Genomic DNA, 15,035 nt, shown 5'->3' on the forward strand with positions numbered 1-15,035 from the left:
TTTTAGAATAATCAAAGCTTACATCTGAGACTCGATCGCGGTCTTGAGTAACTGTCTAACCAGATAGCTGGTAGAGACACCGAGGGAACTGGCAAAGCTATGGGCGGCTTCTAGTTCCTCATGGCTAATAGGAACCATTAGGCGCTTGTCCTTCTGTAACCTTGGTTGGTCATTGATGATACTGATGATGTTAGTTGCGGGTCTACATTTACCCTTGGTGCGACTGCCAACGTCTCTGGCCATTTGAATCAGATTAGACATATTAGTTGTAGAAATAAGTTCTACAGATAAATAAGTCAAGTTATCTCTAAGTGCCCAAGGGATATCGAGTGATTGAATAGCGCTAAATACCCGACTTTCCAGGTAGTATAACCACCAAATCAAAAAAGCCTTACTGCTTGGTTAAACCGGAGATAATACAAAAAAAACCTCCGGGTTTTAGTATGCGGCTACAGTCATGGGTAGACCACAGCACAGATAGCCTTAAGCAGGTTTAGGGATGCCTCTGAGTCAGCAGTAACTATTGGAGCTTCACCGCCAACCTCTAAACTATCCACAGACCATTCTGGGTTTTTAGACTCAATCCCATTTGTATATCTAAAGTTAGGGTTCTTTTGTACAATCCCCTTGTAGCAATACCAAGTACTAGCCTGATGTGTCTTATACCTTCGACCATTCTGAATACTATATGAGAAATAGGTTAAACCTGTGGAAGGGTTATAAGTAGGCTGTGGTGATGTCTCAATAGCTAGTCTAGAGCCTCCATTAGTCTTTCCGGGTAGCCAAATAGTTCTAGCATCCGCTAGGTTGCTGGACAGCACTATGGACACCCCTAGCAGCCCAGAGATTATCTTGGTTATCATAAATAGTTTTAAGTACTTGCAGTTATTATGATAACACTGTTACTTAAGACAGCCATATTAGTTACTAGTTACCTCTAGTGTGCCGTAAGTCAGCATAAAATACCCCAGTGGTTATCTAAGGGATACCAGAGGGGGCTAAGGATTATTAGGCGATCGCTGGGTGGTTACTGGTTGAATCCCTTGATGTTTCTCAGTTACCTCCCTAGTTACCCCCAGTTACCTCTCCTAGTAACCGCTAGAACCTTTATTTAGCTTAGGTTGTAGCCTATGAGTTACCTAGTTACCTCATATTAGTGAACAAAAATCCCTATAGTAATCTGTACACCCTGTTTTAGAGAAATAGAGGTAACTAGGTAACTCATAGGCTGTGATGCTTACCCTATATCAATCCTAGCGGTTACTAGTAAGGTAACTTTGGAGTAACCAGAGGTAACTGGAGGGTTAACTAGGAGGTCAATAGAGTAAAAGCACTCCTGTTTAAGCGCTTTGATGCGGATAGGATAAATAAATACCCCTAATGGTAGGGGCATTGCTAGGGTTAGTTAACTACTAGTATTTATCTGTAACCTTTGTCTGGGTTATCCTTATCAAGATATGTCCACACACCGCGCTCTATGTCTATTCTGGCGGGGCTGACATCAGAGTTAGATACTTTAGTTAACTTCCAAAGCTTCTCAGTTTTGCCTAGCACCTTAATGGGCTTCTGTTCATAACCTAGCTGTTTAAGGCTGTTTACTACTGCGGTCTTATTCTTACTATGGGCCTCCCCTTTAAGCCCCATAGCATACATGATATCTACTGCTTTGAAAGCAATATGTTGTTTACCCTCAAAGGTAGCCTTAGCTAAAGTAGTTTCTAGCTGTTCATTCCAGCTACCCTCAACCATATACTCACGGTTCCTGACCTCGGAGGCAACTTGGCTATCCTCTGACAAGTCTGTAGGATGCCCATTGAGTAACTTATGGTAAGCAGTAGCCCACAGTTGGTCTACATTTTTATCTAACCAAGCTAAGGGTAACTTCCAGTTATCAGCCATATCTATAACCCAGTACCTTTTGTTACCCGTGTCATCGACTAGGAACTGAGATTTATTAGTTGTGCCAATGAATACTGTAACCCTTGGGGTAACTGACATTTCATCAGCTTCTTTGTACTTTGGAGTGTACTTATCTACAGTGGTTGATAACTGCTGCTTAAGGATGCTGGCTTCTTTACCTTTGAATAGGCGATCGCACTCTGCCAACTCCATGATCCATGTTCGGGTACAGAATCTAACGAAATCCATATCAGAAGTGCCAGAGGGTAACTCAGTGCCCCAGAACTTAGCCAACCTACTAACAAAGGCTGACTTACCCGCGTCTTGATCACCTTTGATAATCAAGGCCCTTTTCATATAACAACCGGGGTTTAATGCTCTCTTGACCGCACCACAGAGCCAAGTAGTGATCATTTCTTGAGTCAGTGGGTCTTTAGTCCCAAACAAAATCTCGCCTAAGTTATCCCATTCTGGCAAAAGTCTAATCTGTTTCTCTGTGTAGTGTTGTGCGGCTCTGTGTAAGCGCCTTTCTTCGACAATCCGATCCTGTTCTTCAAAGCTAAGATGTCTAAAGTAAACTTGTTTTTCAGAAAACTCTTTATAAACCCGATCCAAATATTTCTTAACTGGCTGGAACTTTTTGTATTCCAGTAATAAATCTAGTTGGCGATCATAAAAACCCTCAGATGTTCTGGGTCTAGCCATCTCCAATGCTTGCTCTAGTTTGGCTACCAGCATTCCAACTGTGGTAGATTCCCCATCATAGTAAACAGTACCCGCCCAGGCATCTTGTTCTAAATCATCTGCATAAACTGCCTTAAATACTTGCCAGAAAGCATAGGCTCTATCATCAGCTTTCAATATAAATGCTCTGGCTTCTTTTCTAACTCTTTCACCAACATTACGATCTTTAGGATCAACCCAGTGGGATTTGTCCCCCCCTAAGCTTTGAGTATGTGCAAAAAAGTCTATGGGACTCAACCGAGCTAATAGCTCATCACCATTGGCGCTATCATCATCAAAGCTTGACTGAGTATACGTGTCTGAGCTATAATCCTCATTAGAGGAACTAGAGTATCCACCTAAAGATGCTTTACGGAATCCCATTATTTTAATCCTTGGGCACTTAGCCCGGTTTTGTTTATTGTGAATATCGAACTTTGGGCAACTAGCTGCGAACTGGTTGCCCTATTTGGTTTCTATGGGTTGTACTGGGAACCCTAAAGCCACTAACCTGATATATTCTGACTGCGAGTATCCAGCGATCGCCGCAAGCTGTTTAATCCTTACCACTTCCTGCTCATTAGCACGGAAGTTAACCTTTAGTGTCCTAGTCATTTCTGTAATCCCCATTGACCTTACTACTAATAAAACTGTCAGGTCTGGATATTAACAGCAGAATCAGGGTTCTAGCCTCTGGGTAGTCCTGAGTTACCCTGTGAAACCTTAAGAAAATCTAAAGATAATGAAACATCCGTATGAGTCTATGGGTGGCTAATAATAGCCAAGTTCGCCTATAACTACTTTTGCAGAGATAGGCGGGATAGTTGGATTAAAAAGTCTAGCTGGGTTAACTTAGAAAGTCCCGAACGGATATCCAGCGTGTTCAGCTAATACCTTTACCTGTTTCTGTAACTGGTAGACTTGATCCTGAAGCTCTTTTATCGCATTCTGGGTTAGCTCGGTGTCTTCCAAGGACATCCCTGAACTTTCCCTAAGTATATTCAGTATTAACTGATGCTTACTAATGCCCTTTTCCTGTAACTGCGCCTTAAGCTGTGAATCTAGGTCATCAGGCAATCTCAGGGTCATATTAGCCATCGTGATGTATGTCGTATTTCTTAGCTGGTAATGTATTAATGATACCATAGTTAGTATCCTGATGTCATTAGTAACTGGCACATTTATTACATAAATGGCACGTAGGGTTAACCCTTTTACAGTTATTCTGGTACTAATGCTGACCTAAAATATTTGAGTCAGCACTAGTGACTTCTGGAAGTCTACTTTGGCTGATAAAGTACCGAACTTGGGCGGCCATAGAGAGTCCATTGTGGTTAGCCAAGTTCTGTAGTTGCTGGTAGAGTTCATCATTCAGGGTGATAAGCAATCTTTTGGTTTTCATAGCTGCGATCGCCTTATGCGTTTACTTTGGTTCTTCCGGTCTGACCGAGGCTATTAGTCCATCTGATGATCCAGTAGCCCTCTTGAATGTACTCTTTACCTCTGAGTTTCCAGCCGCGATAATAGCTACCCTCGGAGTACTCCAATAGTTCAGGGTCATCTAGTTCTGGCTTGAAGGATTGGTCATAAATAGCACCCTCAAATCCTTGCAGATAGATCCAGTACTCCAGTTCACTTGCAAAGTCCAACTTATCCAGCTTAGGATAATCGCGGATACCATCATATTCGTGTTGCCCCAAGGTATACAGATGGATGATTTGGGTTAACCTGGGGTCAAGGTTAGCGCCTTCTGTATCTGTAAGGTTGGTATCTAGGTCTGTAGGGTTAGAAGGCGAAGCCTTGGTCTTAGCTTTTGTCATTGTTTGTATGTCACAGTGATATACAAACATAGTCAAGTTGACAAACCATCATACTTATAAGTCCTGAGCATAATGCGATCGCTCAGGACTAAGGGCTACCGTGGGCGGCTAGATGGCATAAATGTACATAACGTAGATTACTCTAGACCTCTTCTTAGGGGTCAAGTTACCCCAATCACCCCCAATCTCATTGGGGTTTGACCTGTAGAAATCATCCACCTTGTTGATCGTACCGTCCCAGTCCCAGCCAGCCGCTTCCATAGCTTCTAAGATTCTATCGAGAACTTTTTCAACTACAGGGATATGGGCCTTACAAGTAGCTGGGATGGATGCTGAGGGAGCTTGTAATACTGAAGTAGACATGATATTATGTTCCTAAGATTCAAATATTGTTTGATTGCCAGAGGAAGCCGTTAACTTTCTCTGGTATTTGCTTTGGGAAAGTAACAGTTAGGTCAAATCGGCAGGTGGGAGAATCTTTGCTTTGATATATGCATTAAGTGATATAGTTTGCCCCTGAGTATTACTATATGCTAATTGGGCTTCTAGTAACTTTTGATACTCCTCATCTGTCAGCCGTACCGTTATGTGTTTCATTTCCCTTCCTGAACTCTATACATTCATAGTAGTCTATCTAGTTTATGACTACACCAGTAATATCACTGTATTTTAGATATGTCTTAAACACTAAACAATCTAAGTAGTATTTTGGTAGTCATAGAAAAATCTCCCAGGATTCCTGAGAGATTAAGCCATCGATGGTTGTATTTACTTAATAGGAATATTAGGTAGGTCGGGACGGTTAACCATGTGTCCGTAGGTTTCTATTACCATACGACTATTCTTATGCCCTAAAAGGTACGCCACACCTGTTACAGGGATGCCTTGCTCGATTGCGTGGCTACCCATTGTATGCCTAGTGGTGTAGGGTTTCCTATATGGTATCTGGCAGTGTTTAAGTACTGCCTTCCAATGCCGCGATCGGAAGTTATCAGCATCGATAATGCAACCTTCAGGGGTTTTAAAAACCAAGCTGTCGGGATCTACTTTTTGTGGTTTAAGAGAGCTAAGTAGATACTGAAGATCATCAGGCATTGATAAGTATCTTATGTTTCCTGTCTTAGTTTCTTTTCTGATTCTGGTATACCCATTACCGCACAGGTCTTTAGGTAGTGACTCTTTGATGATTATTTCTCCCTTTGAGAAATCCAAATGACACCAGCGTAAACCGATCGCCTCTGAAGTCCGTACCCCTGTAGCCAGTAAGAATATTACAAAGGTTGTGTAATGAGGAAATAAGTCGTTAAACCCTTGGATTATTTGTCTAATCTCTAGGGAGCTAAAGGGCTTAATCTCCCTAGACGCGGCTTTCCGTAGTTTTAGGTTCTCATAGGGGTTAATCTCTATCAGCCCTTTAGCTAATCCCCACTTACAACAAGACCTAACAAAACTCAGGCGATCCTTATAAGTCCTGGGTGATAACTTAGACTTAGTTAACCAATCAATGTCGGTTAATCCTGGGTTAGCCTTGGCGATCATTGTGCGTATCCAGCGATAATGATTAGCCTTAGTTGCCTCTGATAACTCTAAAGTAGCCACCCAAAGATCCCATAACTCCAGTAGCTTATTTGGTTTAGGGGTTTCTTTGGTGTTCTTAGGCGCTAACCTGTAGCGGTCTAGGGTTAAGTCAAAATGTCCCGCCAGAATATCATTCTGTATCCTGGTGGCGATCGCCTGAGAAGTGGCCATATCCCTTTTATCGCCATATTGCCCACCGGGTATAGGGTTGAAAGTGTACCTTTTACCGCCAAAGGAAAACTTAAGCTGTATGGAGCCACTATGATTTATTGGTTTAATATTTCGCATTGTCCCAAATACGTCTCAGATGGTATACTTGGGACAGTCCAAAGTGGTTAAGGACGTATAGCTCAGTTGGTTAGAGCGCTACGTTGACATCGTAGAGGTCACTGGTTCGAATCCAGTTACGTCCATTATTTGTACACTGACTAATTATTTGTCGTCTGTGACTTTACTCAAAAGTTTGCCGCTATGGCAAGCTTATGCTTCTAATTTTGCAGGTGTAGAGAAAGAAGCCAACTTACTCTACCCTTTTAAGTTTAATAGCTTTACACTCCAATTTCATGTGGTGTTTCATTTTCGGTGACGAGGTGCTTTACCATAGCAAGCCCCACATAGGCGAATTGGCTCATGCTGCATTTCTACGTCAAAAGGTGGAAGCATTTGAGCAAGCCTGTCTGCATCTACTTCTACTACAGATGCGATCGCATTTGCTATTTCGGAGTACTCATTTGTTATTTCGGAGTACTCATTTGTTATTTCGGAGTACTCATTTATTATTTCGGCGTACTCATTTATTATTTCGGCGTACTCATTTGTTATTTCGGAGTACTCATTTGTTATTTCGGCGTACTCATTTGTTATTTCGGCGTACCCATTTGTTATTTCGGCGTACTCATTTGTTACCAAAAGCTTAATTGTGCATTAAACTTGTTTGCTATTTTTGGTCAGGTTCGCTACCACTTTCACCAACTCTTCTGGCTCAATTGGCTTGGATACATGAACCTGGAATCCGGCTTCCAGAGCTAGCCTGTGTTCTTCTTCTCTAGCAAATGCCGTTAGTGCTACAGCTAGAATCTTCTCCCCTTGCTCTGTTTCCTGCGCCCGCACTTTCCGAATCAGGGAATAACCATCCTCATCTGGCATTCCGATATCACTGACTAGAACATCTGGTTTTAATCGTTCTAGTGCTTCTAGAGCTTCACCTACTGAGCTAACTGCCGTCACCTGCCCTCCAGACTTTTCAAGAATGAAGGCAATTAACTCTTGCGTATCGGCATTGTCATCGACAACAAGTATTTGCAAGCCGTTGAGTATTGAGAGATTCTCGACATTTTCTTGACTTTCTTTAATTAACTGTTCTGGTTGCGGTTCTACCAGAGGCAAGAACACTGTAAATTTTGCTCCCCTTCCTTCCCCTTCACTAACTGCGCAGACTCTGCCTGAGTGCATTTCTACTAAATGGTGTACAATTGCTAGCCCCAACCCCAAACCATTGTCTGCTCTAGTAGTTGTGCTATCAGCTTGACGGAAACGCTCAAAGATATAAGGTAGAAAGTCAGTACTAATTCCCTTACCTGTGTCAGAGACAGTTATCTGGACATTTGAGTTTACCTGTTCCAGATGTACTTCAACTTGCCCCCCGTTAGGTGTAAACTTGACGGCATTAGAGAGCAAATTCCAGACAACTTGTTGCAGGCGTTCGGCATCGCCCATAACTTGACCAACTGAAGAATCAAGATTAAATTCAACTTGAATATCCTTAATTTCAGATGTGGGAAGTACAGCTTCAATTGCCGCTTGAATTATCGGCACAAGGTCAATTTTACGGATATTTAGGCGAATTTGTCCTTGTACAATGCGTGAGATATCCAGGATATCTTCAATCAGTTTTCTTTGAAGTTTGGCATTCCGCTCAATTATCTCCAATGCCTTAGAGGTAGTTGCTTCATCCCATTTGCGAGTACGTATTAGTTGAACCCAACCCAGCATAGAATTGAGGGGTGTACGAAGTTCATGGGAAACGATCGCTAAAAACTCTTCCTTAATGCGGTTAGCTTCTTGGGCTTGCTGATAAAGCTGGGCATTTTCAATGGCGAATGCTGCTCGTTGAGCAAGTTCTTCAGCCATTTCTAGGTCTACAGTAGTGTAATGGCGTCCTGGTTGTGCAGACGCAAATAGAATTGTCCCCAGCTTGCGATCGCGTACTAACAATGGTACTACCATCTGAGACTTAAGTTGGAGTTGGCACAGCAAACTGAAATGTTCTTCGTTCGAGGACTTTCTCTGTAATGAAGACTCAAGAATCTTTGTAACCAGTTCCGGCTTACCAGTCCGTAAAACTTTCGGTGGGCCGTAATCAGCGTCAATAGAAATTGGATAGCGTTGTTGAAGTTCTCGGATCAATCCTTCCTTGGCTGGTTCTGATGCAACGATGACTGGGTTAGTGAAGACTGGCAAATTATCTTCGATGACATCCACAATACACCAATCGGCAAGAGTAGGCACTGCTAATTGCGCGACGCTGGTTAGGGTAATGCGATAATCCAAGGAAGATGCCAATACACTACTTGCTTCAGCTAAAAAATTAGAGCGTTTTTCTGCGGCTTGGGCTGCAATTCGGGCGGCTTGCTCATTAGCAAATAATTGCTGGCGCTGCAACTCTAAATGCTTACGCTGGCTAATGTCACGCATTAGCCAGCGCAGAGCAACTGCCTGACCTTTTTCGTTGCGAACGGTAACTACTGTCAAAGCTACATCAAAACAGATTTTTTCTCGTGGTTGTAAACACACTTCCCATTCTCCACCTCGGTCGAGCTGCTGCAACTGAGTCAGGTAATTAAAAAAAGCTTGATGATCTGGCTGGGCGATGAAAGTAAGTAGCGGTTTGCCAATCAAAAATCGCTGTAAAACATTGAGGTGTATGCTAGCAGCACGATTAGCTTCCAGGATAGTGCCGAATGTATCAGTTACCAAGTAACCATCAGGCGCAAAATCAAATAATTCTTGGTAGCGCTGACGCTCTTTCTCTATTACGATTCGTGTTACTTGTAGTTCCTCGGAAGCGATTTTTAGTTCTTCCAAAGTGATTTGCAGTTCCTCAAAAGCTTCTAGTGTTAGCTCTTGCTGTGAATATGGCTCACTACCAGTCCTTTGCACTAATCCGATTACCCGTGAGCGCAATGTCTCTAATTGTTGACTAAAATCGTCCACATCCATAATTGCTCACTTTGCAAAGACTAAGAAGCGCATGTTAGATAAAATATCTGGCAATTATAAACCCAAATGTACGCTAAAAGCCGATCTCAAAACTATTACTCAAAAGATAGAGGTTTGTCTTGACAACGCGAGTTCTACAAATTGAGTTAGACACAAAGTTGTCTACAACCTCCACCTGCAATTCTAAAATAAACAATTCATCAAGAAATCTACCTACAGTGTTGTACAGCAAGAAACATATTAGGTAGATTTCAGCAAATGTTTTTATAGCTTAAGGGGGACTGATGCTTACAGCAACATTACCAGCCGTAAATCTGAAAAAAATTGGTATTAGGGAGATGATGAACGCGATCTTTGATATAGGGTGGGCATGATAAATAGATTATGCACACAACCCCGAGAGAATTTTGATGATAAATGCGATCGCTAGTAGATTTCGCCAATTTATGGCTGGGAAAAACCGCCTAATTGGCAGATATGACCCGAAAAACAAAATCAAGCGTTCCTTAGCACTGTATACCTGCATAGGATTAATAGGTGGAATCCTGGCATTGTTATTAATGGCGTCCTCAGGAGTGGCCCAAAAACCACAACTCCAACAACCGTTATTAGTAGCGACACGAGTTATACCGCCCTTTGTGCTATCAAACAAAGGTGAGCTATCAGGATTCAGTATCGACCTCTGGCGCAAAATCGCTAACCAAATAGGTGTAGAGTCTAAATTTATAGAATATTCCACAGTGCCGCAACTGCTTTCGGCTATTAAGGAAAGCAAAGCCAACTTGGGAATTTCAGCCATCTCGATTACAGCCGAACGCGAGCAGAACTTTGATTTTTCATTACCTATTTTTGCTGGGGGGCTGCAAATTATGGTGAGAAACCCAGAAAGCAACAACAGTGCCTTCCCAAATATTTTGCAATTGTTTTTCTCCGGTAGCCTTTTGCAAGTAATAGGCGTTGCCTTGGTGTTAATTATCGTAGCAGCCCACATTATTTGGTTATCTGAGCGTCATCACAAAGATGGGATGATTCCCAAATCATACTTTCCTGGCATTTTCAAAGCCTGTTGGTGGTCAGCTGCCACCCTAGCAACCCAAGCTGATGAAATGCCCAAGGGAGTACTGGGACGCCTAGTAGGTATTATCTGGATGTTCATCGGAGTACTTTTTGCTGCCTACTTTACAGCCAGTGCTACTACCTCCTTGACAGTGCAACAGCTTCAGGGTGATATCAGGAGCATAGACGATTTACCCGGCAAGGTAGTGGCTACAACTGCGGGTAGCACAGCCGCTACATACCTACGAGAACATAAGATTTCAGTTTTAGAAGTTACCAAGATTGAGCAAGCTTACAATGCTCTGCAAACAAAAAAAGCTGATGCCGTAGTGTTTGATGCGCCTGTACTCCTCTTCTATGCTGCCAATGAAGGCAAAGGAAAGGTACAAATTGTTGGCAGTATCTTGCGTGAAGAAAGCTACGGTATCATTCTGCCCAACAACAGTCCCTACCGCAAACCAATTAATCAGGCTTTGCTAAGTCTCAAAGAAAATGGCACTTATCAATCGCTATATGATAAGTGGTTTGATGCTGAAAAATCTTGAAGTGGGGAGCAGGGGAGTTAGGAGTTAGGAGTTAGGAGTTAGGAGTTAGGAGTTAGGAGTTGGAGCAGGGGGACAAGGAGGAATTATTGAACAAGTCTCTCCCAAGTCTTCTCCCTCTTCCTTGTCTACCTTTATCTCTTCTGCATACCCAATGCCCAATACCCAATACTTCGACTTCGCTCAGTACAAGTGCCCCATGCCCAATCCCCAATCCCCAATCCCCAATCCCCAATCCCCAATCCCCAATCCCCAATCCCCAATCCCCTATTCCCTATTCCCTTCTTTCGCCAGTTGAGCTTTTGCCTGTTGCCACAAGTTTTCTAATTCATTCAAACTGTAATCAGAAAGGGGACGGTCAACAACCGCCTCCATTTTTTCTAATCGCTGGACAAAGCGCTGATTTGTGCCTTGCAAAGCGGTGCTTGGGTCAAGATTATGCCAACGCGCTAACTGAATCACGGCAAATAGTAAATCGCCTAATTCTGCTTCTTGTCGTTCGGGTGTTTCCTCAGCTAAAGCTTGTTGAAACTCTCCCAACTCCTCATGAAACTTATCCCAAACACCCTGAATATTTTCCCATTCAAACCCGATCGCAGCAGCCTTTTGAGAAATTTTCATCGCCGCCGTCAGTGGGGGAAGAGTACGTCCATAACGAGCGAGTTTAGCACTAAATTTTTGCGCGTCTGGAGATGCTTCGCCCTTTTCCGCAGCTTTGATTTGTTCCCAATTTTGCCGCACCTCATCCACACTGGCCACCGACACATCACCAAACACATGAGGATGACGGCGAATCAACTTTTGGGAAATCCCCTGAGCGATTTCCTTGAGAGAAAATTGCCCAGATTCACTAGCGATTTGGGCTTGCAATACCACCTGTAATAATAAATCGCCTAACTCCTCTGCGATCGCACCCTTATCCCCACTCTTAATCGCATCCACCACCTCATAAGCCTCCTCAATCACATAAGGCGTGAGCGTTTCCGCAGTTTGAGCCAAATCCCAAGGACAACCACCATCAGGCTCACGCAACTTCGCCACCACCTCAATCAACTCCTGCAACGCCCCCAAAATCTCTTCTTGCTTTTCCATACCTCTGCGTACCTCTGCGCTTCCCTTAGCGTTCCTTTGCGTTTAAAAAAATTATTTCTTCACTCTCGCCCGATGACTACCACCCCTCACTTTCCGCTTCTTAATTTTGCCACTAGGAAGCAGCCCCCGAACCCCCTGCTTTTTAAACCGTTTATAAGCCGATCCCCCCCAATCGCTGAGAGAATGACTCATCGCACCGAGTTCCAACCCCAAAAACAAAGCGATATATTCAGTATTGTATTGCACGAGCGATCGCCCCACAGTTTGTCCCAAATCCTGCCAACTAAAACTGAGATTCCATAACCTTTGAGCGATCGCCAAAACGAAAATTGCCAAAATTGCCAGCAAACATCCCAGATAAAGTATCCGTAGAATCGTGCCAATAATCGGCCCGTGGGATAAAAAAGAACGATGTCGGAGACTTTTTTGATAAGGTAGCCAAATCCAGCGCAAGAAACCCCAGCGTTGGAATTGCACAGAGTAAATATCCAAATCGGGGCCAAACATCAGTCCGCCAAAGAGAAACCCGCCTGCAACCAACAAAGTTGCATTGCTACTGCGAGTCTGCCAGAAAGTAACGCTCGCCACCAACGGCAGAGCATACATAGTAATGCGATCGTGCGTCCGACCAGAGGGCATCCTAAATCCTGAGTGACTGAATACTGAGTCAGTATAAGAGAAAAAAAGATTTTCTTGAAACTACTAGCGCAATGCGAAATGTTTTGCTATATTAGTTAAGGATTAGTCAAACGGGCGGTTAGCTCAGTTGGTAGAGCGCCTGCCTTACAAGCAGGATGTCATCAGTTCGAGTCTGGTACTGCCCATTAAGTAAAAAAAGGCTAGAGACAGCTTAGATGCGGTTTTTAGCCTTTTTTAAATGGATTCACAATCTCTAATTGACCAGCGACTACTAACCCATCTTGCATATCTTCAGAATAGAGAATACTTGCTCTTGCGATCGCGCACAAGAAATAATTAGACTATCCCAAAAATAAAAATTATATCGACTGCGGATATCTGATGCAGATTCAAAAATAGTCAGATTGAACTCTACTACAGTGCAACGACTATAAAGCGACTGAATCACAGCTTTAATTTGCCCTTCGTTAAAGGCTGCTTTTTTGAGCAAATTGGCAGCAACCTCATTCACAACCTGTGTACTAATGATGATTCCTTCAGCTTCTGTAATTGCAATAGCAATATTACGCTTTCTTGTTCTTTCTGTAACTTCCATCTTGTTATCGTCAAATAAACGATAAAGCCAAACATTTGTATCAATAAAAGATGTACCAGAACTCATCATTATCGGTTATAAATTTCCTCACGGCTGAATACACCATCCACTTGAACAGGATTTTCTGTTAATTCATCAATTATGTCTCTTTTTTTAGATGATTTTTTCGTCACCAAAACGATTACTTTAATATCATCTCCTTCACCAAGTTCTTGTTTGTACTCATCAGGAATCTGAATTAAACCATTTTGAATCTTTGCTTTAAACTCAACTGCATTTAGCATCTTTAACCTCTCTTATATCTATGGGGCTTTATTTATTATGAGCGATGCCTAGGTTGAGCTGCGCCAACGCACCATTAAGATAGTCCACTTGGACAAAAGATTTTGGATTGCTCAAAAAATTAATCACTAGTTAATATTGAGGCGAGAAGTTCAGGGCGAGACAGATGTGGGCAATGTCCAGAAGCAAGCTCAATGGCATCGACTCCTAAGCGCTTTCGTGCAGCGTAGCGCGACCATGTAGGAGATATTATCCGGTCATTGGTACAAACAATATATTTACGTTCAACATGCGGCAAAGCTTTTAGAGGATTCGTTTCAAATATATATGCCATAGATTGTTGCGAACGACTTTTCGAGATTGCCCACTGTGTTACATCTGGTTGACAATCATGAAAGAAAAACTCCTTTAATACTGCTTCGTCTGAATAATCTTTGCCTACGGAAGCTGGTTCATACATATCAGGCTCATCGTAGAACTGTTGGAGTTTACTTGGCTCTTTTGGCTGGTAATTGAATGATTTGAGCGTATCAGAATCAAGACGATGAGAAAATTGGTCGAGTGTACTAACTCCAGGATATGGAAGTAGCGCCGCCACAAACACTAGTTGACGCACTTTTACCGCTTCTGCAACCAAGGGAATTATAGTACCAGCCATTGAGTGACCGACTAACACAATATCATCATCAGTTTTTGGCAGTGCTTGAATTACTGCATCCGCAAGTTGGGACAAAGTAGTAGATGCATTTTCAATTGGCAAATCCATTGCTACAGTTTTGTGACCCTGTGTTTCTAAGTAGGGAATTAGCAAATCCCAACACCAGGTGGCTTGGAAAGCACCGTGAACTAAACAATATAGACTCATATCAATTGAATAATGATAATGGTGGATGAGTTGTTTAACTTCTCTTATTTTTTAGCAAATTTTTAATCTTAACCAGGTAAGTTACATCAGTACCTACTATATATTCAAACAGGAGTTAAAACAGGCTGAAAAGGTTGCAATAAAATAGCCAAAATTTTATCAACTTCTTTAATATAGTACTCAGTCAAATCTATATAAACAGTCGTATCTTCTAAAAATAAGAACTTCCAGTTAGTTCCACTAGTAACCGATCCATAAATCCGCCCAACTTCATTGCCTTGATTTTGATTGAACAGTTGTGCTGCAATCATTGCCGCTACACATTGACCCAGACCGCCGATAATATCTTCCTTTTTCGCTTCAAAAATAAACATTACCGGAGCAGAAATAAATAATTGCTCCTGGGAATTGCTGATGATGTAATCGCAAAAACCTTGTAAGCCTTGAGTTGCATCAACATTAAATTCATTTCCAGAGAACAGCGAGATTTTATTATTTAATAATCGTCTGACCTCTGCGAGGATTGGTGCAATTAAAAACTCTGACCTGGCTTTTTCGGTTGAAATTGCAGTTGCTAAAGGGATGTAATCTATTAAAATCGTTCTGAGAGTTTCTGATGGTGTGACAGGTTTTGTATTAACAAATAAATTCCGAGTTTCATCGAGTGTTAAATCAAAACACTTTTTCACCTTGGCAAGACTGAAATCGCTGTATGCCATCCTTCC

At 42.4% G+C, this 15,035-nt stretch carries 18 protein-coding genes and 2 tRNA genes; 3 read left to right on the plus strand and 17 right to left on the minus strand.

Annotation, left to right across the window (positions count from 1 at the left end):
* Positions 1-18 precede the first annotated feature (18 nt).
* The 9 genes from RMZ42_RS00695 to RMZ42_RS00735 all read right to left on the minus strand — a co-directional run bounded on the left by RMZ42_RS00695 (position 19) and on the right by RMZ42_RS00735 (position 6,308).
* Positions 19-384, minus strand: a complete 366-nt coding sequence (locus RMZ42_RS00695) for a hypothetical protein (protein WP_322669588.1) — start codon at positions 382-384, stop codon at positions 19-21.
* Between the two features lie 71 nt (positions 385-455).
* Positions 456-821, minus strand: coding sequence for a hypothetical protein (locus tag RMZ42_RS00700; protein ID WP_322669589.1), 366 nt, complete (start codon positions 819-821; stop codon positions 456-458).
* 598 nt (positions 822-1,419) lie between these two features.
* Positions 1,420-3,006 (minus strand): VapE domain-containing protein, encoded by a 1,587-nt coding sequence (locus RMZ42_RS00705; protein ID WP_322669590.1) that lies wholly within the window; start codon positions 3,004-3,006, stop codon positions 1,420-1,422.
* An 81-nt stretch (positions 3,007-3,087) separates the two neighbouring features.
* Complete coding sequence (locus RMZ42_RS00710; protein ID WP_322669591.1) at positions 3,088-3,237, minus strand: plasmid mobilization protein; 150 nt, start codon at positions 3,235-3,237, stop codon at positions 3,088-3,090.
* A gap of 237 nt (positions 3,238-3,474) precedes the next feature.
* Positions 3,475-3,768, minus strand: a complete 294-nt coding sequence (locus RMZ42_RS00715; RefSeq protein ID WP_322669592.1) for a CopG family transcriptional regulator — start codon at positions 3,766-3,768, stop codon at positions 3,475-3,477.
* An 85-nt stretch (positions 3,769-3,853) separates the two neighbouring features.
* Complete coding sequence (locus tag RMZ42_RS00720; protein WP_322669593.1) at positions 3,854-4,024, minus strand: ribbon-helix-helix domain-containing protein; 171 nt, start codon at positions 4,022-4,024, stop codon at positions 3,854-3,856.
* 13 nt (positions 4,025-4,037) lie between these two features.
* Positions 4,038-4,442 carry a hypothetical protein gene (locus RMZ42_RS00725; protein ID WP_322669594.1) on the minus strand — a complete coding sequence of 135 codons (405 nt, stop codon included), beginning with the start codon at positions 4,440-4,442 and terminating at the stop codon, positions 4,038-4,040.
* A 450-nt stretch (positions 4,443-4,892) separates the two neighbouring features.
* Entirely contained in the window at positions 4,893-5,039 is a 147-nt protein-coding gene (locus RMZ42_RS00730; protein WP_322669595.1) for a hypothetical protein, read from the minus strand.
* 171 nt (positions 5,040-5,210) lie between these two features.
* Positions 5,211-6,308, minus strand: coding sequence for a site-specific integrase (locus tag RMZ42_RS00735; RefSeq protein WP_322669596.1), 1,098 nt, complete (start codon positions 6,306-6,308; stop codon positions 5,211-5,213).
* 51 nt (positions 6,309-6,359) lie between these two features.
* On the opposite strand from RMZ42_RS00735, the gene RMZ42_RS00740 reads away from it, so the two are divergent.
* Positions 6,360-6,433 (plus strand) — tRNA-Val (locus RMZ42_RS00740).
* A 160-nt stretch (positions 6,434-6,593) separates the two neighbouring features.
* Here the strand turns inward: RMZ42_RS00740 and RMZ42_RS00745 are convergent.
* Both RMZ42_RS00745 and RMZ42_RS00750 read right to left on the minus strand, forming a co-directional pair.
* Entirely contained in the window at positions 6,594-6,929 is a 336-nt protein-coding gene (locus RMZ42_RS00745) for a hypothetical protein (RefSeq protein WP_322669597.1), read from the minus strand.
* Between the two features lie 15 nt (positions 6,930-6,944).
* Entirely contained in the window at positions 6,945-9,239 is a 2,295-nt protein-coding gene (locus tag RMZ42_RS00750) for an ATP-binding protein (protein WP_322669598.1), read from the minus strand.
* Between the two features lie 410 nt (positions 9,240-9,649).
* On the opposite strand from RMZ42_RS00750, the gene RMZ42_RS00755 reads away from it, so the two are divergent.
* A complete protein-coding gene (locus RMZ42_RS00755) occupies positions 9,650-10,840 on the plus strand; it encodes a transporter substrate-binding domain-containing protein (protein ID WP_322669599.1) in 1,191 nt (396 codons plus the stop codon).
* 264 nt (positions 10,841-11,104) lie between these two features.
* Here the strand turns inward: RMZ42_RS00755 and mazG are convergent, their stop codons facing one another.
* Positions 11,105-11,929 carry a nucleoside triphosphate pyrophosphohydrolase gene (mazG, locus tag RMZ42_RS00760; RefSeq protein WP_322669600.1) on the minus strand — a complete coding sequence of 275 codons (825 nt, stop codon included), beginning with the start codon at positions 11,927-11,929 and terminating at the stop codon, positions 11,105-11,107.
* 51 nt (positions 11,930-11,980) lie between these two features.
* Entirely contained in the window at positions 11,981-12,568 is a 588-nt protein-coding gene (locus tag RMZ42_RS00765; RefSeq protein WP_322669601.1) for a metal-binding protein, read from the minus strand.
* 112 nt (positions 12,569-12,680) lie between these two features.
* On the opposite strand from RMZ42_RS00765, the gene RMZ42_RS00770 reads away from it, so the two are divergent.
* Positions 12,681-12,753, plus strand: a tRNA-Val gene (locus RMZ42_RS00770).
* Between the two features lie 86 nt (positions 12,754-12,839).
* On the opposite strand, the gene RMZ42_RS00775 is transcribed toward RMZ42_RS00770, so the two are convergent.
* The 4 genes from RMZ42_RS00775 to RMZ42_RS00790 all read right to left on the minus strand — a co-directional run bounded on the left by RMZ42_RS00775 (position 12,840) and on the right by RMZ42_RS00790 (position 15,029).
* Positions 12,840-13,232, minus strand: a complete 393-nt coding sequence (locus RMZ42_RS00775; RefSeq protein WP_322669602.1) for a PIN domain-containing protein — start codon at positions 13,230-13,232, stop codon at positions 12,840-12,842.
* Positions 13,232-13,447, minus strand: a complete 216-nt coding sequence (locus RMZ42_RS00780) for a hypothetical protein (RefSeq protein ID WP_322669603.1) — start codon at positions 13,445-13,447, stop codon at positions 13,232-13,234. The genes RMZ42_RS00775 and RMZ42_RS00780 overlap by 1 nt, the downstream gene beginning before the upstream one ends.
* A gap of 119 nt (positions 13,448-13,566) precedes the next feature.
* Positions 13,567-14,310, minus strand: a complete 744-nt coding sequence (locus tag RMZ42_RS00785; protein WP_322669604.1) for an alpha/beta hydrolase — start codon at positions 14,308-14,310, stop codon at positions 13,567-13,569.
* Positions 14,311-14,414: 104 nt separating this feature from the next.
* On the minus strand, positions 14,415-15,029 hold the full coding sequence (locus tag RMZ42_RS00790; protein ID WP_322669605.1) for a hypothetical protein: 615 nt from the start codon (positions 15,027-15,029) through the stop codon (positions 14,415-14,417).
* Positions 15,030-15,035 lie beyond the last annotated feature (6 nt).

It is taken from the genome of Nostoc sp. DedQUE05 (assembly GCF_034530955.1).
Classification (GTDB): Bacteria; Cyanobacteriota; Cyanobacteriia; order Cyanobacteriales; family Nostocaceae; genus Nostoc.